This is a genomic window from Sulfitobacter noctilucae (assembly GCF_000622365.1).
In the GTDB taxonomy this organism is placed as follows: Bacteria; Pseudomonadota; Alphaproteobacteria; order Rhodobacterales; family Rhodobacteraceae; genus Sulfitobacter; species Sulfitobacter noctilucae.
Map to the genome: position 1 here is coordinate 158243 of NZ_JASC01000003.1, position 20132 is coordinate 178374.

The window sequence follows — 20132 nt, forward strand, 5'->3', positions numbered from 1 at the left end:
GGGTGCCACAATTCAGGTGGTTGTCCCTTCGGTATCGGGGTGCCTAGTAAATATACTTACAGCGGGTCACATCACTGCACGTTACTGTGTTGCGGCCCTCGAAACGCTCTGCTAAACGGCCCCTGATTTAGACGTCTTGAACCTTTTTCAAGCCGCGCCAACGAACCGGTGACGCGACTTACTATTCGTGTATCCGGCCTGATTGAATGAGAGGATGGACGTGTCCGAAACAGCTTCGATTTCCACCGGCATTGCACAGCGCTATGCGTCTGCGGTCTATGAGATCGCCAAAGACGGCAAAGCAGTCAAAGCCATCGAGACCGATCTTGATGCATTGCAAGGCGCGCTGAATGACAGCGAAGACTTTCGCAACCTGATCCATTCCCCGATCTATACCCGCGATGAACAGGGTGCCGCGATTACCGCGCTGGCCAAGAAGATGAAGCTGTCGGAAACGATGGCCAACACGCTTTCGCTGATGGCCGCCAAACGCCGCTTGTTTGTCCTGCCTGCGCTGGTACAGACCCTGCGCGACACAATTGCTGCCGACAAGGGCGAGGTCACCGCCGAGGTGGTGTCTGCCAAAGCGCTAACCAAGGCGCAGTCGGACAAGCTGGCCAAATCGCTTAAGGCAAGCACAGGCAAAACCGTTTCACTACAAACCTCCGTGGATGAGTCACTCATCGGCGGGCTTATCGTCAAAGTGGGCTCCAAGATGATCGACACGTCGATCCGCTCGAAGCTCAATTCCCTCCAGAATGCAATGAAAGAGGTCGGATAAATGGGTATCCAAGCTGCAGAGATTTCTGCGATCCTGAAAGACCAGATCAAGAATTTCGGTCAAGAAGCAGAAGTTGCCGAAGTTGGCCGTGTGCTCTCCGTCGGTGACGGTATTGCGCGTGTGTATGGTCTGGACAACGTTCAGGCTGGCGAAATGGTCGAATTCCCCGGTGGTATTCAGGGCATGGCCCTGAACCTTGAAGCCGACAACGTTGGTGTTGTTATCTTCGGTTCCGACCGCGACATTAAAGAAGGCGACACCGTCAAGCGCACAAACTCCATCGTGGACGTGCCAATCGGCAACGAGCTGCTGGGACGTGTTGTTGACGGTCTGGGTAACCCGATTGACGGCAAGGGCCCGATCGGCGCGACACAGCGCGGTATCGCCGACGTTAAGGCACCGGGCATCATTCCACGTAAGTCGGTTCACGAGCCGATGGCGACCGGTCTCAAGGCCGTTGATTCGATGATCCCGATTGGCCGTGGCCAGCGCGAGTTGATTATTGGTGACCGTCAGACTGGTAAGACAGCCGTTGCGCTTGACGCGATGCTGAACCAGGCACAGGTCAACGCCGCCGCAGAAGGCGACGAAAGCAAGAAAATGTACTGTGTGTACGTTGCGATCGGTCAAAAGCGCTCGACCGTGGCGCAACTAGTGAAGCGCCTCGAAGAATCCGGTGCGATGGAATATTGCATCGTGGTTGCCGCTACCGCGTCCGAGCCTGCGCCGATGCAGTTCCTCGCACCCTATGCCGCGACAGCCATGGCGGAGTTCTTCCGCGACAATGGCCGTCACGCGCTGATCGTTTATGATGACCTGTCCAAGCAGGCCGTGTCTTACCGTCAAATGTCCCTGCTGCTGCGTCGCCCACCAGGTCGCGAAGCTTATCCTGGCGACGTGTTCTACCTTCACTCCCGTCTGCTTGAGCGTTCCGCGAAGCTGGGTGATGATGCGGGCAACGGCTCTTTGACAGCCCTGCCAATCATCGAAACGCAAGGTGGTGACGTTTCCGCATTTATTCCTACAAACGTGATCTCGATCACCGACGGTCAGATCTTCTTGGAAACAGAATTGTTTTACCAGGGCATCCGTCCTGCTGTGAACACAGGTCTGTCGGTTTCTCGTGTGGGTTCATCCGCTCAGACCAAAGCGATGTCTTCTGTCGCGGGTCCGGTGAAACTGTCCCTCGCTCAGTACCGCGAGATGGCCGCTTTTGCTCAGTTCGGTTCCGACCTTGACGCCGCGACACAGCAGCTGCTGAACCGTGGTGCGCGTCTGACCGAGCTGATGAAGCAGCCACAGTATTCACCACTGTCCAACGCCGAGATCGTCTGCGTGATCTACGCAGGTACGCATGGCTACCTCGACAAGCTGCCTGTGGATCAGGTCGGCCGTTGGGAGCAGGGCCTGCTGGCGCATCTGCGTGGCAAACATGCCGATCTGCTGAAAGACATCACCAACAACGACCGCAAGGTCAAAGACGAGTTGGAAGATAAAATCAAAGCAGCGCTTGATTCCTACGCCGCTGACTTCGCTTAAGGAGAGAGAAGCCAATGGCAAATCTCAAAGTCCTTAAAAACCGGATCGCGAGCGTGAAATCCACGCGCAAGATCACGAAAGCCATGCAAATGGTTGCCGCGGCGAAACTTCGCCGCGCGCAGGAAGCTGCGGAAATGTCGCGCCCCTACACAGAGCGTTTTAACGCTGTGATGGCTGGGCTCGCCGCTTCTGTTGGCGGATCTGATTCCGCGCCCAAGCTGCTATCTGGCACGGGGTCGGACAACGTGAACCTTTTGGTCGTCATGACGTCCGAGCGGGGATTGTGCGGTGGTTTCAACACAAACATTGTGAAGAAAGCCAAGACACATATCCAAAAGCTGCTTGCCGCGGGCAAAGAGGTGAAAATCCTTACTGTCGGCAAGAAAGGTCGTGACCAGCTGAAACGTGACTATGCCGACCATCTGGTGGGGCATGTGGATCTGACAGATGTGAAGCGCCTGAGCTATGCGGATGCACAGGGTATTGCCCGTGACGTTCTGGGTCGCTTTGATGCGGGCGAATTCGACGTGGCTACGTTGTTCTACGCTGAATTCGTGAACGTGGTCAGCCAGATCCCGCAGGCCAAGCAGATCATCCCTGCAAGCTTTGAAGAAGGCGAAACCGATGGGGGCGCAACAACCCTTTTCGATTACGAACCTTCCGAAGAAGCGATCCTTGCAGATCTTCTGCCGCGCGGAGTCGCCACGGCGATCTTCTCGGGTCTTCTTGAAAACGCTGCCTCCGAGCAGGGCGCGCGGATGTCCGCAATGGACAACGCGACCCGTAACGCGGGCGAGATGATCGAGAACCTCACGATCGAATACAACCGTTCCCGTCAGGCCGTCATCACGAACGAGCTGATCGAAATCATTTCCGGCGCGGAAGCGCTGTAAGCAAACCGGAGAAACGACATGGCAAATGCAGTCGGCAAAATCACCCAGGTCATCGGCGCCGTCGTTGACGTGCAGTTCGAAGATAACCTGCCAGAGATTCTGAACGCTCTGACCACAGAAAACAATGGCAGCCGCCTTATCCTTGAGGTGGCACAGCATCTTGGCGAAAATACGGTTCGCGCCATTGCGATGGATGCGACCGAAGGCCTCGTGCGCGGCGCGAAAGTCGTAGACACAGGTGCCCCCATTCAAGTGCCCGTCGGCAAAGCCACGCTTGGCCGCATCCTGAACGTGACCGGCGACCCTGTTGACGAGAAGGGTCCAGTGAACACGGACGAGACACGCGGCATTCACGGTGATGCGCCAGCATTTGATGCACAGTCCACCGAGACAGAGATCCTGACCACAGGCATCAAAGTAATCGACCTTCTGGCCCCCTATACCAAAGGTGGTAAGATTGGTCTGTTTGGTGGTGCCGGCGTTGGCAAAACCGTTTTGATCATGGAACTCATCAACAACATCGCCAAGGTGCACTCCGGTGTGTCCGTGTTTGCGGGTGTGGGTGAGCGGACACGTGAGGGTAACGACCTTTACCACGAGATGATCGAATCCGGCGTTATCGTGCCTGATGATCTGGCGTCGTCCAAGATTGCCCTGGTCTATGGCCAGATGAACGAGCCTCCAGGTGCGCGTATGCGTGTGGCCCTGTCCGGTCTGACATTGGCCGAGCAGTTCCGCGACGAATCCGGTTCGGATGTTCTGTTCTTCGTGGACAACATTTTCCGCTTCACTCAGGCCGGTTCCGAAGTGTCCGCTCTGCTGGGTCGTATTCCTTCCGCTGTGGGCTATCAGCCAACACTGGCGACGGACATGGGCGCGATGCAGGAGCGTATCTCCTCCACCAAGAACGGCTCGATCACTTCTGTTCAGGCCGTTTATGTGCCTGCGGATGACTTGACCGACCCCGCACCTGCGACATCCTTTGCGCACCTCGATGCGACAACGGTTCTCGACCGTGCGATCTCGGAAAAAGGCATCTACCCGGCTGTGGACCCTCTTGGTTCCACATCGCGTCTGCTTGATCCACAGATCATCGGTGAAGAGCACTACAGGGTTGCGACAGATGTGCAGCAGGTTCTGCAGCGCTACAAATCGCTTCAGGACATCATCGCGATCCTCGGCATGGACGAACTGAGCGAAGACGACAAACTGGCCGTGGCCCGTGCTCGCAAGATCGAGCGCTTCCTGTCCCAGCCGTTTGACGTTGCGAAAGTGTTCACAGGCTCTGACGGTGTTCAGGTCCAGCTGGAGGACACAATCGCGTCGTTCAAAGCCGTTGTTGCTGGCGAGTATGATCACCTGCCAGAAGGTGCTTTCTACATGGTAGGCGGCATCGACGAAGTGAAGGCGAAAGCCGAAAAGATGGCCGCTGACGCCGCCTGATAGGAGCAAACGCAATGGCAGACACGATGCAATTCGATCTGGTGTCGCCCGAACGGCGGCTGGCCTCTTTGCAGGTCACTTCTGTCCAGATCCCTGGCGCTGATGGTGATATGACGGCGATGGAGGGGCATTCCCCCACCATCACCACATTGCGCCCCGGTATCTTGACCGTCGACGGTCCTGATGGGACGACAGAATATGTCGTGACCGGTGGATTTGCGGAAATCCGCGCTGATGGCGTGTCGGTTCTGGCCGAGCAGGCTTTGGCAAAAGGCGACATGACGCAAGAGCATCTCGACCAGATGATCGAAGAAGCCAAGACGATGTATTCAAACGCGAAAGAGGCGTTTGATAACCAGCCTGGCCCTGTCGATGACGCAGCCAAGTTGCTATCGGACATGGTTGCGATGGGTACACATATTGGTCTTGATCCGAAGTCGCCAAACTTCTGATCTTGTCTCTATCTGAGTTTTGAAGAAGCCCTGCAATTTGTGGGGCTTTTTTCTATTGATGTAGGCGAACGCTCGTAGATAGGGGCGTGCGGGGCTGGATCACGTTGTCGCCGTCCGAAGCATTTCCACAAAACGGTCAGATTGTGAACGACTTGGCACCCCAGTTGCGGTGCAGGCTCGGATTCCATCCCGGCTCGAATGCAGAAAGCTGAACCCTATGAAAAACCTGGCGCTTCTCTTTGTGTTGGCTCTGCCGCAAAGCACCTCCGCGCAGCCTTTCAGCGAAAGCATGGCGGATTGTGCTTCTGTGTATCAGAACGCAGCGCAATGGGTCAAAACGGACGACAGCGCAGACCGCCTAATGTCTGCGGCCGTCTCTTGGGCAGAAGCTGCTGTGAAGCAATCATATGCCGAAGGCCAGCCCACAACAGCTGAGGCGGTTTGGGAGAAAATCGACCGGAAAACAGAGGGCTGGGAGGCAAAAGGGCACAAAGTTTTCTTCACTCAGGATTTCCGCGACTGGACCCAATACTGTCGGAGTTTCGCCAAGGCGCAAGGCATAGCACTCAATCCCTGATGGGCGTCAAGCCGTGGCTTTCCCTTTCGGCCCCTGACGTAGTCAGCTATCTTATTCCAATAATACACAGATTTCAGGCCCAATATCGATTATGAAGAAGCTTAGAAGCCATACCACCGGGGTCGACAGCGGCGATGTGATCCTGTTTTCGGATTATGAAGACGGCGGCGAAATGTGGACCGGGCGCGGCCAACGCGAACGTCGCCGTCATATCAAATTCTCTGAAGAGTATAAAACGCCGCCAACAGTACAGCTTTCGCCCTCCCTGTGGGATCTGGATGCGGCCACAATTATGCGTGCCGATATAGCGGCAGAGTCCGTAACAAAATCGGGCTTCGATATGGTATTCCGCACATGGGGCGATACCCGCATTGCCCGCATCCGCATCGCATGGATGGCGATTGGGGAAATGTCGGAATTGGACGATTGGGACGTGGTTTAGGGTCTGAATGCCAGATCTGTTGAAGACTATTGAAAATAAACCTCGCACTATTCTACAGTCTGAATTTTAGGGACTTGAGCGAGTATCACCCCCTAACCTAGGTTAATTCGAAAACCATTTTGTGAAGAACTTTCTAAGGAGCGGACAATGCTTAAACACGTATTTCCAATTTTTGCTTGTGCGATTGCACTAACTTTTTCCACACCAATGCGGGCCGCAGAGCTGTCGGACTGCAGTTACAAAGGTGCTATTGCGGGCCGGACTGCGACGATAGGGGTAAAAAGCGGTCAGCCGGTCTCCTATAAGTGGGGCAGTTATAGAGCGAAAAGCGTGTCTCAGAGCGGATCCACTATCGTTATCGATCAGGCATCCATAAAAGACGTAAAAGCCGGCGCCACTCAATCGGGAAAGCCGGCTTTTCAAGGGACTTGGGATTTTCAAGGCAAGAAGAGTCCGGTTACTTTCATCTGTAACTAGGTAACTTTACTCCGGCGTGTACATCCCGTCATAGATCGGTCCCAGGGTGTCGGCTTCGAACAGCGATGACACACTCGTACCGTTCCAGATGTTCAGGATCGCCTGCGCAAAAATCGGCGCGGTTGGCACGATACGGATGTTCGCGGCTTTCTTGATTTCATCGGTAGGGGCGATGGAATCTGTGATGACCAAAGATTTCATAACCGAATTGGTCACCCGCTCCACTGCCGGACCGGACATAACGCCGTGCGAGATATAGGAGTGCACTTCCTTGGCACCGTTTTCCAAAAGCACCTCTGCCGCCTTGCACAATGTGCCTGCGGTATCACAAATATCATCCACGATCAGGCAGGTTTTCCCCGTTACGTCGCCGATCACTGTCATTTCTGCAACTTCGCCGGGCTTTTCGCGTCGCTTATCTACAATCGCGAGGGGCGAATTGATCCGTTTCGCCAGTTCGCGTGCCCGTGCCACGCCGCCCACATCAGGCGAGACCACCATCAGATCGCCCATCTGGTCCTTGAAGGCGTGTTTTATATCAAGCGCAAAGACCGGCGAAGCATAGAGGTTATCCACAGGAATATCGAAAAAGCCCTGAATTTGCGCGGCGTGCAGGTCCATTGTCAGTACCCGTTCGATGCCTGTACCCACCAGCATATTCGCCACCATTTTGGCGGTGATGGGGGTGCGGGCCTTGGTGCGGCGGTCCTGACGGGCGTATCCGAAGTAAGGCAGTACGGCGGTCACCCGCGCGGCGGAGGACCGGCGCAAGGCATCTGCCATGATCAGCAGTTCCATCAGGTTATCGTTGGCAGGGTTCGATGTGGACTGGATGATGAACATATCCTCGCCACGGACGTTTTCGAAGACCTCGACGAAGATCTCACCGTCATTGAACCGTTCGACCCGCGCATCGACTAATCCGACATTGACCCCCCGGTGAAGCGACATGCGCCTTGCGATAGCTTTGGCCAACGGCATGTTGGCGTTGCCGGAAATCAGTTTCGGCTCGGAAGTGCGTGACATAGGGGCTCCGTGGCAGCGGTATGTGACAGAATCGTGACGTTGAACCTCGCTTAGCACGCAGCTACGGTGCCGCAAACCCAAGGAGGTCCAAATGGCCCAGATCGACTATTTTTTCGCGACACTGTCCCCCTATTGCTATCTTGCTGAACAGCGGTTGGAAGCCGTCGCTGCCAAACACGGCGCGACGATCAACTACAAACCTTTCGATATTATCGCGGGCTTCGGACGCACCGGCGGGCAATCCCCCAAAGACCGGCACATCAGCCGCATCGAATATCGCGCACAGGAGTTGCCGCGTCAGGCGAAAAAGCTGGGGCTGAAGTTCAATCTGAAGCCTGCGCATTGGCCGACGAATGGCGCGCCCGCTGCCTATGCTTTTATTGCTGCGCAGAACGCGGGGGGCGGTGATCTGGGGGCGCTGGCTCATGCCATCTTCCGTGCTGTTTGGGCTGAAGAAGAGGATATCGCGCAAGATGATGTTATTCGCGCCTGTTTGACCGAAGCGGGATTTGATCCGGCGCTCGCAGACAGCGGGATGCTGGAAGGGGCCGAAACCTACGCCCGCAACCTCGAAGAGGCGGTGGAACGGGGTGTTTTTGGCGCACCGTTCTATATTGTGGGGGATCAAAAGTTCTGGGGGCAGGACCGTATCGAAGATCTCGACCTTCATCTTGCGGGTGAATTGTGACAGCGCAGAAAGGGTTTGTGCCGCATATCACCACCATCGGCACCGGAGACCGCCCGGCAGTGGCGCTGCATTGCACAATGGCCTTTGGTGGTGCGTGGAAAGGGCTGTCCGCGGCTTTGCCACAGCTGAGCATCTCGGCACCCGATATGCCCAGCCACGGCCGCAGTCCCGATTGGGACGAGCAAAGCGATTTTACACGCACGGTCTATGAAGGGGCGCTGGCGGCTTTTCCTCAAAGCGGTCAGGTCGATGTGATTGGCCATTCCTTTGGCGCGGCGACCGCCTTGCATTTGGCCGTCACCCATCCGACACGGCTGCGCAGTCTTACCGTGATCGAGCCTGTGTTCTTTGCCGTCGCGCGCGAAGACCATCCCGAAGCGATAGAGGCATACGACGCTGTCGCCCAGCCGTTCCAGGCGGCGCTGCAGGCCGGAGACCGTGAAGCCGCTGCCCGGGAGTTTAACCGTCAATGGACCAGCGACGCCCCTGACTGGGAAGATTTGCCAGAGCGGAGCCGCGCGGCGATGGCACGTGCGGTCCATGTCGTGCCGGGGTCTCGCGCTTATCTTTATGATGATGATGCTGGGCTGCTGGCACCGGATGCATTGCCGGCCTGCACGGTCCCCACGCTTATCATCCGCGGAGAGCATGCCCATCCGGCCATCATCGCGACGAATGATGGTCTGGCGGCAAGGATGCCAAATGCGAGCCAAGCAGTGGTCGCGGGCGCGGGCCACATGGCCCCGATAACCCACCCTGTCGCAACGGCTGCCGCTATCTTGCCATTGCTGGAACGCAGCTAGTCTAGCCAGCCGCACCTTTGGGGTCCCTGAGGTGCGATTCAGAAATGACTGAGGAAGCTGTCGATCTGATCGCGGGTGACGGACCAGTCACAAACCAGTCGTGCGGCGATCGGCTCGTCAGGATCGCCCTCCAGCGTGGCCCCCCAAAGGTAGTATTTCGCACCGGCGTTCTGCATCTTTTGATGCACTTTGCGCGGCCAACTGGCAAAGATCATATTCGCCTTCGGTTCATGCAGGAATGACGCACCGCGAGAGCGCAATCCATCGGCCAGATAGGCCGCGTTGGCGTTCGCCTCTTGCGCGATCTGCAAAAAAGCATCGTCTTGCAGGTAGCCTGCCATTTGAGCTGACAAAAAGCGGTGTTTGGAAAACAGATGCGCCCCCCGCTTGCGGCGCAACTCGAACTCCCAAGCCTTGGACGGGTCAAAGAAAACAACGGCTTCGACCCCCATGCAGCCATTTTTGGTGCCACCAAAGCTGACCACGTCTACGCCTGCTTTCCACGACATTTCCGCCGCCGAGCACCCCAGAGAGACCATCGCATTAGCAAAGCGCGCCCCGTCCAGGTGCACAGGCAAATCGTGGCGCTTGGCCACTGCTGTAAGTGCGCTCAGCTCTTCCAGCGTATGAACGGACCCGCGTTCGGTCACCTGAGTGATCGAGACCGCACCGGGCTGCGCTCCATGCACATTGCCGACTGCCTGACCGGCGATCGCAGCTTCGAGCGCGTCCGGCGTCATCTTATCGTTCGTGTCGATCAACGTTAGCTTTGCGCCCCCTGCATAAAACTCCGGAGCGTTGCACTCATCCATCTGAATATGCGAGACTTTTGAGCAGAACGTCGTCTGCCACGGCTGCGTATAACAAGCCAGCGCAAGCACATTCGCTGCGGTGCCTGTTGCCACCAGATAGACCGCCGCCTCGGGTGCTTCGAACACCTCGCGTATGCGATCACGGACCTCGTCCATGATCTCGTCTTTGCCGTAGGGCATCTGGTGCGCGGTGTTTGCGGCGATCACCCGGTTCATGACCGACGGGTGGACGGGTCCGGCATTGTCTGAAGCAAAAAACATCTAAAGCGGCTCCTCGATAATATAGTCTTCCCATTCCTCGAACGGTGTATCGAATTCGGACACCGTATTGCCTTGCACAGAGATGCCCGCGTCATGCACAGACTGCGCCGTGCCACTGATCAAAGGATGCCAGTCGGGCAGGGGCTTGCCTTGCCACAACAAGCGGTACGCACAGGTGCGCGGCATCCAATAGGCATGGGTGTCCAGATTATCGGGCTTAAGCACGATGCAATCGGGCACAAATTGATGGCGGTTCTCGTAGTGGGTACACCGACAACTGGCATCATCAAGAAGACGGCAGGCCACACGGGTCAGTGCGACCTCTTCGGTGTCTTCATCCTCCAGCTTGTTCAGACAGCATTTGCCGCACCCGTCGCAGAGCGCTTCCCATTCGGTAGGTGACATCTTGGTCAACGGCTTCTTTTCCCAGAAGCGCGGTGCAAGCCCGTTGTGGGGGATCGGATCTGTCATAAAGCCGCCAGAATGGCGCGGGCCTGCGCGCTGTCGGCGTCCATCTGCGTGATCAGCGCTTCAAGACTGTCGAAATTCTCTTCGCCCCGAAGGTGTTCGACCAGGGCAACGGATAGTGGAGCGCCATACAGATCGCCTTTGAAATCGAAAACGAAGGTTTCGAGGTTGGCTTTGTTCTCGCCAAACATGGGCCGTACGCCAAGGCTGGCGACGCCATGATAGCTGCCCTTGTGAGGTCCCTCCAACACATCGACGAGGACAGCGTAGACGCCAAATGCGGGCTGGTGCAGGCCGTCGATGGACATATTGGCAGTCGGATACCCCAACTCCCGCCCGCGCTGTTCACCGGTAATCACGGGGCCGTCAATCCGGTGCCAATGGCCCAGCATTTCGGCAGCTTTCCGCGGCTCTCCCGCTGTCAACGCAGTACGGATGGCGGTTGAAGAGACAGTCTGATCGGCGTTTGTCATAAGGGGGGCAATAGTGACGCCAAACCCCATCTCTTTCCCAAATGCTTCAAGATCCTGCGCCGTGCCTGCGCGGCCCTTGCCGAAACAGAAGTCTGAGCCGACCACCACGTGACGCAGTCCGAGCCCATCGCGCAAAACATCGCGGACGAATTCTTCGGGTGTGAGCGAGGCTAGTCCCTTGTTGAACTTCAATTCATACAGCCGCTCAACCCCGACCTTTTCCAGCCGGTGCGCCCGCGCTGTGGGGCTCATCAGGCGGAAGGGTGGCGCATCGGGCGCAAAGTATTCACGCGGATGCGGCTCGAAGGTGACGATGCCCAGCGGTGCTTCGGGCATAGCCCCTCGCGCCAAATCAATGACCGAAAGATGCCCCTGATGAACGCCATCAAAGTTTCCGATGGCAGCAGTCGCCCCCCGGTCAGCATCGTTCACAAATTGATAATCACGGATGATACGCATGGCCAAATCAGTAGCCGTGCCATCTCAGAAGGGCAAGACGCCCTGCTTCACCCTTTTTCAAATACCCGCCACACCGGTAGCAGCCAGCGCATCAATCGAATTTGCGCGACGGGGCCAATACCGTGGCCTCTCCGATCAAGACCTTCTTACCGTCGACCGAGCAGTGGCAGTCCATTTTGACACGGCGCTTGGAGAACTCGATGTCGGTCACTTTGACCTCGGCATAGACCATGTCGCCGGGGCGCACGGGCGCGAGAAACTTCAAGGATTGGCCCATGTAGACAGTACCGTGGCCCGGCAGCTGCTCACCGATCACCGCAGAGATCAGGCCGGCGGTCAGCATGCCATGCGCGATGCGCCCCTCGAAAATCGTGTCGCGTGCATATTCGTCGTCCAGATGCACAGGATTATGATCGGTGGAAATCTGCGCGAACATCTCGATATCTTCATCAGTTACGACCTTACGCAGATAGCGCATCATGCCGATTTCGATGTCTTCAATACAGATTGTGCCGCGCGGAAGATTGTCCAACATTTTTCACTCCTGAGTAATAATCTGCTGTCTAGTATCTAAAAGTTGTAACTTAATTACTTTGCAGGCGCAGAAAAGCAAGGGGAAAATAACTATCTCAGGAACCCGATTGTGTAGGTCGGAGCGGACATTTCTTTTTCAAGATAGGCGCTTAGAGCTGTTTCATCAGGTTGCCGAACAGTTTTGGTTTCTTCTGCGGCCAAACCGCCGGAGATGAAAAGGGAATCGATATCCTCTCCCATTGCGCCAGCGACGTCGGTCAATACACCGTCGCCGATGCACAAAACACGCTCATCAGCCACGGGTTTGCCCAGTGCGGCAAGGCGGCGGCGTGCGAGATCGTAAATCGGCGGATGGGGTTTCCCGAAATAGAGGCTCTCTCCACCCATTTCGGTGTAGAGGCGGGCCAGAGCGCCTGCGCACCATTCGCGTTTCTCGCCGCGATCCACGACGATATCGGGGTTGGCACAGAGAAGTTTCAACCCCTTCTGCTTGGCATAGAGAAACTGCGGGCGCATCACATCGGGGTCAGCCATCGGGTCTTCCGGCCCCGTGCAAACAATACCTTCGGCTTCCTCGAGCGGCACCTGCTCCATTTCGACAGGATCGTCCAACAGGTTCATTGGTTGAAAGAATTTCTCCTCACCGGGTTGGCCGATGAACCAGACTTTCTTGCCTACGGCGCCCTGAAACATTGCGGAACGCGCTGAATCGCCGGAGGTGGCGATGGTGTCCCATGCGTCATCCGGCACGCCGAAATGTGTCAGTTGTTTTTCAACGCCAGCCCGGGGGCGCGGCGAATTGGTAAGCAACACAACCTTGCCGCCCGTTGCCCGGTATTTCTGCAACGCGGCGCAGGCATCCGGGAACGCAGTAACGCCATTATGCACACAACCCCAAAGATCGACGAAAAGCGCATCATATTGTGCGGAAATTTCGGAAAGGGTTTCGATAATCCGGGTCATGGCCTGCTCCATTTTGATATAGAGCAGGCTTAGGGGATTTGACCGTCGGATGGAATAGCGTCGGGCGGCATGCCGCCCGGGCTGGCTTACATTTTAAGGTTGGGAATGATCTGCTTTTTGCGGCTCATCACGCCGGGCAGAACGACAGTGTCGCCCGAAACAGTCACATCAAAGCTTTTCTCCGCGATGGATTTCACGGTGTCATTGGGGACCAGCAGCGTGGCTTCCTCGTTCAGGATGTCCACGATGAACAGCAGCACTTCGGCGGCGTCATCTTCGGATGCGACAGTCGGCATTGCTGCCATCAGTGCATCTTTGCGGGCCAAGAGCGGAGCAGGTGAGGTGGTTTCCAAAACCGAGACCCGCAGACCAGTACCGTCCAGATCGAATTCCTTGCTGTCCATGCGAAGCAGTTCGGCTTCGGAAAAGGACGAAACGTCGGATTTGGCTGCGAACATCTGTGCGGCATAGTCAGAGATGTCGACGCCCAGTTCTTCGGCGATGGACCAAGCGATGGCTTTGTCTTCCTGAGTGGTGGTCGGGCTGCGGAATTCCAGCGTGTCGGACAGGATACAGGACAGAGCCGCACCTTTGATCTCGCTTGGGGTCTGTGCCCAGTCCTTGCCGATCATCTTCCACATGATCGTTGCCGTACACGCGAGCGGCTGGATGTTGATCTCGATCGGTGAACGCGTCTCAAGGCCGGCAACCAGACGGTGGTGGTCGATGATACCAGTGATGTTGGTGTCATTGATATTGTCGGGAAGTTCGGCGGGATTGTTGGTGTCCACGATGACAACATCTGTATCCGCTTCCAAACCGTCGAGAATCTCTGGCTTATCAAGGTTCCAATGGTCCAGCATGAACAGGGCTTCGGTGTTCGGCTCGCCCCACAAAACTGGCTTGGCCTCAACGCCTTTGATGTGGTCCAGATACCAGGCCCAGATGATGGGGCTGCCGGTGCTGTCGGTGTCGGGATTCTTGTGGCCAAAGACGAGAGTGGTCATGGGAGCTGTCCTTTGCTGGGCATATCGTTTGCGCGCCTTATAGGAGCGGTCAACGTTATTGTCACGTCTCTCTCTTAGAGCCCTAGTTCGCTGCGTTTTTTGCGCGTCAACTTGGCCATCACCATGTCATAGGAGGCCTGGATATGCTCGCGCAGGCTGTCATCGGACAGACCCGGAGCATCGTAGTGCTGTATCCATTTCAGGCCCCGCGACGCCATATAAGGGGCAGGGCGCAGGCCGGGACTGTCTGACAAAATTTCGAACGCCATATCGGACGCTTTGAAGGTCACGGTTGCCCCGGTCCCACCCATGCCAATCACGGCAAATACTTTGCCACCGATCTTGTAGACGTCCGCATCGCCCCACTGCACCACATGGGTGACGTGGGGCAGGCCCGCACAGAAATGCTTCAACTCTGTTCGTGTCATGGGCGCAGGTTAGCGGGTTGGCCTGTGCATGCAAATGGGTCAATTATGGTGTCATGACAAAACCCCGCGAAACCGATCTGTATCCGCCGATCAAGGCGTTCCTTGAGGATCAGGGCTATGTCGTGAAATCCGAAGTGGGCGCGGCTGATGTGGTCGCGGTGCGGGGGGCGGAGCCGCCTGTGGTGGTGGAGCTGAAGCTGGGTTTTTCGCTGACGCTGTTTCACCAATGTGTGGCGCGACTGTCCGTAAGCGATGAGGTTTATCTCGCCGTGGCGCGGGTGCCGGGCAAACGCTTTGCCAAGGCAGTCAAGGAGAATACCGCGCTGGCGCGACGGCTGGGGCTTGGGCTGATCACCGTGCGGCTCAAGGACAGCCTGGTCGAGGTGCATTGCGATCCGGGGCCATACGTCCCGCGCAAGTCCAAGAAGCGTCAGGCGCAGTTACTTCTCGAATTTGCGCGACGGCAGGGCGACCCGAACGACGGCGGGCAAACGCGGGCGGGGCTGGTCACGGCCTATCGGCAGGATGCACTGAAACTGGCGGTCTATTTGTTTGAGGTCGGTGCCAGCAAAGGCGCGGATGTAGCGCGGGAAACAGGTGTTTCAGTGGCCACGCGGATGATGCGCGACAACCATTATGGCTGGTTCGAGAAGGTGGAGAAGGGAGTTTACGGGCTGGCCCCGGCGGGTGCGAAGGCCGTTCTGACCGCGGGGAAGGTTTTAGGGACAGATTGATCCGCCAAACGCCCCAGCTCGGTATGGCAGAATGAGGTTTCCCTCAGCTCTGCACGGCTGAGCAAAGGACGGCAGCGGCGTTTGTGTTGATGAAGAGGCGTCAAATTCGAGATGCCATCCAACGGAATGATCCCCGGTGCTGACGTTTTGCAATAGTAGCTTTCGGTCCATACTCCTTCGACGTTCACCAGCTCGTGGCGGGCCAACAGAATATGAATGTAGCGAATTGCATTCGGACGGTTGTTTTGCACCCGCGCAACCTTTTTTCGATCGGTCAGATGTATGGCACGGATCAGTGATCTCCCGTCTTGAAGCGCAAAGGCATGTTGCCGGGATACATGCATGCGGGCAAAGGGTAGGCCATCGCCGAATGCGCCCTTTTCAATAACGACAGGGCGCAGGTTCTTTTTGCTCCGGATCAGATTTGCGGACAGTCGGGTGCTGAGAAGGGCCAGTACAGGTTGCGTGCCGCGGTCCGCGGTGATCACCAGATCACCCTGCTGTAACGCGCCCAGAGGCCGATACCCGCACGGTGTAAGAATGCGCGCGTGCGGTGTGAAACACGTCATGGACCAGATGGCCGGGTTTCCGTTCTGCGCAGGCGTATATTCGCCGCTGGTTACAAGCTGGTTTCTAAGATCGCCCTCGCTGTCAGGGGCGGTGCCGGGGGCAAAATCGAGGGTGAGCGAATCGTCGTTGTTTCCGGCGAAGGTCAGCTGCCAAGTGTCTTCGTCGATCTGGAAGAATTCGACACTGCTCGGGGGGGTGCTTCCGATGTAAATGAAATCATCCTCTCCCTCAAAATCAAAGGCGAAGTCATGACCCAGTCCCGGCTCGAACCGCACGACATCGCGATCTGATTCTGTCGGATCGGTCGGGCCGCCGCCGGCATTGCGGTCCATATAATAGGAATCGCTTCCGCTTCCGCCGTCGAAGTAGTCGCCGCCGCTCCCGCCATAGAGACTGTCATCGCCTGCATCACCATACAATGCGTCGGCACCTTCGTGGCCCTGAAGAGAGTCGGCACCGTCCCCGCCATGAAGTGTATCGTCGCCTTGCTGTCCGAGCAGGGTATCATTGCCGGTTCCACCCAAAGCTGAATCGTTGCCTGCGCCGCCATCCAGGTTGTCTGCCTCCGATCCACCTTGAAGCGCGTCGTCACCTTCGCCACCTTGCAAGTTATCAAAGCCCGCGCCGCCCGAGATGGAATCATTCCCTGCTTGACCTACTAGCCAGTCGTTTCCGGCCCCGCCCGAAATGCTGTCGTCATCACCGCCGCCGTATATCTCATCATCGCCCTCCTCTCCGCTAAGGGTGTCCTGACCGCTGTTGCCATCCAGCGTATCTGCGCCTGTGCCCCCGCGGATGCTGTCATTGCCGCTGTTGCCATCAAGGCTGTCATCCCCTGAGCCGCCATCAACGGTGTCTGAACCGGATCCAGCATAGACCTTGTCGTCGCCATCGCCTGCGGAAATGCTGTCGCTGTCGCCATTGCCGTGGACCGTGTCATTGCCGCCGGCACCAGAGATAGTGTCAGCGCTATCGCCCGCCACTATACTGTCGTTGCCGTCTCCACCGTTGAGTGTCGCCATTACAGACCCTTTGCTTGTACCGGAACGCAGGTGTAGGGCAGGCGACTGAAACAATGTGTTGATGAGGCCAAGTTTCGGCAGGCAAGTCTGCTTAGAATTTTTCTCAACCTGTCTGTTGACACCAATCCCAGCCATCCCTAGCTATGCGTCGTTATCACTCAGACCACATGAGTGCTAACGCCTGATCTGCTCACAACAGGGCAGCAGGCCGGGTGAAACCTTTGAGCCTTAAGGAGCTACAAAGATGGCATTGAAACCGCTTCACGACCGCGTGCTGGTAAAGCGCACAGAAAGCGAAGAGAAAACCGCAGGCGGCTTGATCATTCCTGATTCCGCCAAGGAAAAGCCCTCCGAGGGTGAAGTTGTGTCCGTGGGCGATGGCGCCCGCAAGGACAGCGGCGAACTGATCGCACCAGCGGTCAAGGCAGGCGACAAGATCCTGTTCGGCAAATGGTCCGGCACCGAAGTTACCGTAGACGGTGAAGAGATGCTGATGATGAAAGAGAGCGACATCATGGGGATCATCTCCTGATTGGAGTGATCGGTGCGCGGTACCGCGCATCTCAGGATTGACGCTTAATTCAACAAGATAATGGAGAATACAAATGGCAGCTAAGGACGTCAAATTTGACACCGATGCCCGCAACAAAATGCTCAAGGGTGTGAACATCCTGGCAAATGCGGTAAAAGTCACCCTCGGCCCCAAAGGCCGCAACGTGGTTCTGGACAAATCGTTCGGTGCCCCACGCATCACCAAAGACGGTGTTTCCGTGGCCAAAGAGATCGAGCTTGAAGATAAGTTCGAGAACATGGGCGCGCAGATGGTCAAGGAAGTTGCTTCCCGGACCAATGACGAAGCAGGCGACGGTACAACAACCGCGACTGTTCTGGCTCAGGCCATCGTCAAAGAAGGCATGAAGTCTGTTGCCGCCGGCATGAACCCGATGGACCTCAAGCGCGGCATCGACATGGCAACCGTCAAGGTTGTTGAAGCGATCAAAGCGGCGGCACGCCCAGTGTCCGACAGCGACGAAGTTGCTCAGGTCGGTACGATCTCTGCCAACGGCGAAAAAGAAATCGGCCGCCAGATCGCAGACGCGATGCAGAAAGTCGGCAACGAGGGTGTCATCACCGTCGAGGAAAACAAAGGTCTGGAAACAGAAACAGACGTCGTCGAAGGCATGCAGTTCGACCGCGGTTACCTGTCCCCATACTTTGTCACCAACTCTGACAAGATGACTGTTGAGCTGGAAGACGCGATCATCCTGCTGCACGAGAAAAAGCTGTCTTCCCTGCAGCCAATGGTTCCACTCTTGGAGCAGGTCATCCAGTCCCAGAAGCCTTTGCTGATCATCGCAGAAGATGTTGAAGGCGAAGCGCTGGCAACTCTGGTTGTGAACAAGCTGCGCGGCGGTCTGAAAATCGCGGCAGTCAAGGCACCTGGTTTTGGCGATCGTCGCAAGGCGATGCTGCAGGACCTCGCGATCCTCACAGGCGGTCAGGTGATCTCCGAAGATCTGGGCATGAAGCTTGAGTCCGTGACCATGGACATGCTGGGTTCCGCCAAGAAGGTCTCCATCACCAAAGACGAAACCACTGTTGTGGACGGCGCTGGTGATAAGGCCGAGATCGAGGCACGTGTTGCCCAGATCCGTAACCAGATCGAAGAGACCACGTCTGACTACGACCGTGAAAAGCTGCAAGAGCGTGTTGCCAAGCTGGCAGGCGGTGTTGCTGTGATCCGCGTTGGCGGCATGACAGAAGTTGAAGTGAAAGAGCGCAAAGACCGCGTTGATGATGCACTGAACGCGACACGTGCCGCTGTTCAGGAAGGTATCGTTGTGGGTGGTGGTGTTGCCTTGATCCAGGGTGCCAAGGCACTTGACGGTCTGTCCGGTGACAACAACGACCAGAACGTCGGTATTTCTATCGTGCGCAAGGCGCTGGAAGCACCGCTGCGCCAGATCGCTGAAAACGCAGGCGTCGACGGTTCCGTTGTTGCGGGCAAAATCCGCGAAAGCGACGACCTGAAGTTCGGCTTTAACGCACAAACCGAAGAATATGGCGACATGTTCAAATTCGGCGTGATCGACCCTGCCAAAGTTGTGCGCACTGCATTGCAGGACGCAGCTTCCATCGCGGGTCTGCTGATCACCACCGAAGCTATGGTTGCTGATCGTCCGGCTAAAGATGGCGCTGCTGCTGGCGGCGGCATGCCTGACATGGGCGGCATGGGCGGCATGGGCGGCATGATGTAAGACGGTCCTTTCAGGATCGCCTTCGCCCGCGTCATTTTCATGAGAAAATGCCGGGCTGCTTAGCAACCGCAAATACGAGGGCGCAGCTGTAATGGCTGCGCCCTTTTGCATAGGCAGCCGACGAAAGCAGAGATTTCGCGTAGAGCGTTAAGACAGCTGCAACGGATAGAAGCTATGGGTGAGGCCCGCAGACCAGTGTGAGCCGTTATGACACCAGAGTTAGAGCAGACAGATCCGGTGCCGCCGGCGTCCGGTGGCACTTCCAAAGATATTGACGATTTCATTTATCTGATCAGCCATGATGTGCGGGCCTCAGTGCGTGCCTTGTTGGAATTGCCACAGTGGATTGCAGAAGATCTTGAGGAATCCGGCTTCAAGATTGAAGGGCCGGTCGCAACCTCGATCGAGATGATGAACCGCCATACGGGGCGGCTTGACCGGATGCTGGTGGACCTGCTGACCTTTTCGCGTGTCGGTCGCATGCAAACGGTGCGTGAGGTGAATTTCAATGAAGCATTGGATCAGGTGCTCGAGGCGATGATACTGCCGACGGGGTTCAAGGTCGCCCGTGCGCTGGAGTGCGAGAATGTGATCATGGGCGACCGGGACGTCCTGACCCTCTTTGATGCCTTGCTTCAGAACGCCGTCAAACATCACGACAGGACTGAGGGCCATATCTCTGTGACTAGCACTTTTATAGATGGTGCTGTCGCGCTGACCGTCGCAGATGATGGGCCTGGTATTCTGCCTGAATATCACGAAAGGGTTTTTGGTCCGATGACAACGTTGCGCCCCCGTGACGAGGTGGAAGGCAGCGGTATGGGACTTGCCAATGTGCGCCGGATCGCGACCCATTATGGCGGCACGGCACGATTGATTTCAACGCCTGATACCCGCGGCTGTCAGGTAGAGGTGCGATTGCCGCTGTAGACCACGCGCCACGTACTTGAGCCGATGCATCGAAAGCGCCGTAAATTCGCCATAGTTTGGCAGGTGCTCTTAAGGGTTCCTCAGCATTTCGG

The 20132-nt window shown here is 56.7% G+C and carries 23 protein-coding genes; 14 read left to right on the forward strand and 9 right to left on the reverse strand.

Going from position 1 to position 20132, the window contains the following annotated elements; translation table 11 throughout:
• Positions 1 to 220: 220 nt before the first annotated feature.
• From Z945_RS0103140 to Z945_RS0103175, 8 genes are all read left to right on the forward strand, one after another.
• On the forward strand, positions 221 to 781 hold the full coding sequence (locus tag Z945_RS0103140; RefSeq protein ID WP_174412323.1) for a F0F1 ATP synthase subunit delta: 561 nt from the start codon (positions 221 to 223) through the stop codon (positions 779 to 781).
• Positions 782 to 2320, forward strand: a complete 1539-nt coding sequence (gene atpA, locus Z945_RS0103145; RefSeq protein ID WP_025050665.1) for a F0F1 ATP synthase subunit alpha — start codon at positions 782 to 784, stop codon at positions 2318 to 2320.
• Positions 2321 to 2334: 14 nt separating this feature from the next.
• On the forward strand, positions 2335 to 3213 hold the full coding sequence (locus Z945_RS0103150; RefSeq protein WP_025050666.1) for a F0F1 ATP synthase subunit gamma: 879 nt from the start codon (positions 2335 to 2337) through the stop codon (positions 3211 to 3213).
• Between the two features lie 18 nt (positions 3214 to 3231).
• The gene (gene atpD, locus Z945_RS0103155) at positions 3232 to 4656 is read left to right on the forward strand and encodes a F0F1 ATP synthase subunit beta (protein ID WP_025050667.1); all 1425 of its coding nucleotides are present in this window, start codon (positions 3232 to 3234) and stop codon (positions 4654 to 4656) included.
• 14 nt (positions 4657 to 4670) lie between these two features.
• Positions 4671 to 5108: a F0F1 ATP synthase subunit epsilon gene (locus tag Z945_RS0103160; protein WP_025050668.1), complete on the forward strand. Its 438-nt coding sequence runs from the start codon at positions 4671 to 4673 to the stop codon at positions 5106 to 5108.
• A 217-nt stretch (positions 5109 to 5325) separates the two neighbouring features.
• A complete protein-coding gene (locus Z945_RS0103165) occupies positions 5326 to 5685 on the forward strand; it encodes a hypothetical protein (RefSeq protein ID WP_025050669.1) in 360 nt (119 codons plus the stop codon).
• A gap of 91 nt (positions 5686 to 5776) precedes the next feature.
• Positions 5777 to 6127 (forward strand): H-type lectin domain-containing protein, encoded by a 351-nt coding sequence (locus Z945_RS0103170; protein WP_025050670.1) that lies wholly within the window; start codon positions 5777 to 5779, stop codon positions 6125 to 6127.
• 147 nt (positions 6128 to 6274) lie between these two features.
• Positions 6275 to 6604, forward strand: coding sequence for a hypothetical protein (locus Z945_RS0103175; RefSeq protein WP_025050671.1), 330 nt, complete (start codon positions 6275 to 6277; stop codon positions 6602 to 6604).
• Positions 6605 to 6610: 6 nt separating this feature from the next.
• Here Z945_RS0103175 and Z945_RS0103180 read toward each other — a convergent pair whose 3' ends face one another.
• The gene (locus Z945_RS0103180; protein WP_025050672.1) at positions 6611 to 7630 is read right to left on the reverse strand and encodes a ribose-phosphate pyrophosphokinase; all 1020 of its coding nucleotides are present in this window, start codon (positions 7628 to 7630) and stop codon (positions 6611 to 6613) included.
• Between the two features lie 91 nt (positions 7631 to 7721).
• Between Z945_RS0103180 and Z945_RS0103185 the strand changes: the two genes are divergently transcribed.
• Together Z945_RS0103185 and Z945_RS0103190 are read left to right on the forward strand one after the other, a co-directional pair.
• The gene (locus Z945_RS0103185; protein WP_025050673.1) at positions 7722 to 8318 is read left to right on the forward strand and encodes a 2-hydroxychromene-2-carboxylate isomerase; all 597 of its coding nucleotides are present in this window, start codon (positions 7722 to 7724) and stop codon (positions 8316 to 8318) included.
• Positions 8315 to 9121, forward strand: coding sequence for an alpha/beta fold hydrolase (locus tag Z945_RS0103190; protein ID WP_025050674.1), 807 nt, complete (start codon positions 8315 to 8317; stop codon positions 9119 to 9121). Before Z945_RS0103185 ends, Z945_RS0103190 begins: the two co-directional genes overlap by 4 nt.
• 38 nt (positions 9122 to 9159) lie before the next feature.
• On the opposite strand, the gene Z945_RS0103195 is transcribed toward Z945_RS0103190, so the two are convergent.
• From Z945_RS0103195 to Z945_RS0103225, 7 genes are all read right to left on the reverse strand, one after another.
• Positions 9160 to 10194 (reverse strand): threonine aldolase family protein, encoded by a 1035-nt coding sequence (locus tag Z945_RS0103195; RefSeq protein WP_025050675.1) that lies wholly within the window; start codon positions 10192 to 10194, stop codon positions 9160 to 9162.
• Complete coding sequence (locus Z945_RS0103200; RefSeq protein ID WP_025050676.1) at positions 10195 to 10665, reverse strand: YcgN family cysteine cluster protein; 471 nt, start codon at positions 10663 to 10665, stop codon at positions 10195 to 10197.
• Positions 10662 to 11594 carry a bifunctional riboflavin kinase/FAD synthetase gene (locus tag Z945_RS0103205; protein WP_025050677.1) on the reverse strand — a complete coding sequence of 311 codons (933 nt, stop codon included), beginning with the start codon at positions 11592 to 11594 and terminating at the stop codon, positions 10662 to 10664. The genes Z945_RS0103200 and Z945_RS0103205 overlap by 4 nt, the downstream gene beginning before the upstream one ends.
• A gap of 91 nt (positions 11595 to 11685) precedes the next feature.
• Positions 11686 to 12129: a MaoC family dehydratase gene (locus Z945_RS0103210; RefSeq protein WP_025050678.1), complete on the reverse strand. Its 444-nt coding sequence runs from the start codon at positions 12127 to 12129 to the stop codon at positions 11686 to 11688.
• Between the two features lie 89 nt (positions 12130 to 12218).
• Positions 12219 to 13091: a TIGR01459 family HAD-type hydrolase gene (locus Z945_RS0103215; RefSeq protein ID WP_025050679.1), complete on the reverse strand. Its 873-nt coding sequence runs from the start codon at positions 13089 to 13091 to the stop codon at positions 12219 to 12221.
• An 86-nt stretch (positions 13092 to 13177) separates the two neighbouring features.
• Positions 13178 to 14098 carry a manganese-dependent inorganic pyrophosphatase gene (locus tag Z945_RS0103220; protein WP_025050680.1) on the reverse strand — a complete coding sequence of 307 codons (921 nt, stop codon included), beginning with the start codon at positions 14096 to 14098 and terminating at the stop codon, positions 13178 to 13180.
• Between the two features lie 74 nt (positions 14099 to 14172).
• Complete coding sequence (locus Z945_RS0103225) at positions 14173 to 14526, reverse strand: MmcQ/YjbR family DNA-binding protein (RefSeq protein ID WP_025050681.1); 354 nt, start codon at positions 14524 to 14526, stop codon at positions 14173 to 14175.
• Between the two features lie 53 nt (positions 14527 to 14579).
• Here Z945_RS0103225 and Z945_RS0103230 point away from each other — a divergent pair, with 53 nt between their 5' ends.
• Positions 14580 to 15260 (forward strand): DUF2161 domain-containing phosphodiesterase, encoded by a 681-nt coding sequence (locus tag Z945_RS0103230; protein ID WP_025050682.1) that lies wholly within the window; start codon positions 14580 to 14582, stop codon positions 15258 to 15260.
• Here the strand turns inward: Z945_RS0103230 and Z945_RS19960 are convergent.
• Complete coding sequence (locus Z945_RS19960; RefSeq protein WP_025050683.1) at positions 15194 to 16852, reverse strand: Hint domain-containing protein; 1659 nt, start codon at positions 16850 to 16852, stop codon at positions 15194 to 15196. The genes Z945_RS0103230 and Z945_RS19960 overlap by 67 nt on opposite strands.
• Before the next feature lie 244 nt (positions 16853 to 17096).
• Between Z945_RS19960 and groES the strand changes: the two genes are divergently transcribed.
• From groES to Z945_RS19280, 3 genes are all read left to right on the forward strand, one after another.
• Complete coding sequence (gene groES, locus Z945_RS0103240; RefSeq protein WP_025050684.1) at positions 17097 to 17384, forward strand: co-chaperone GroES; 288 nt, start codon at positions 17097 to 17099, stop codon at positions 17382 to 17384.
• 73 nt (positions 17385 to 17457) lie between these two features.
• The gene (gene groL, locus Z945_RS0103245) at positions 17458 to 19110 is read left to right on the forward strand and encodes a chaperonin GroEL (protein WP_025050685.1); all 1653 of its coding nucleotides are present in this window, start codon (positions 17458 to 17460) and stop codon (positions 19108 to 19110) included.
• A gap of 207 nt (positions 19111 to 19317) precedes the next feature.
• On the forward strand, positions 19318 to 20040 hold the full coding sequence (locus tag Z945_RS19280; RefSeq protein WP_025050686.1) for a sensor histidine kinase: 723 nt from the start codon (positions 19318 to 19320) through the stop codon (positions 20038 to 20040).
• The last annotated feature ends 92 nt before the right edge of the window (positions 20041 to 20132 follow it).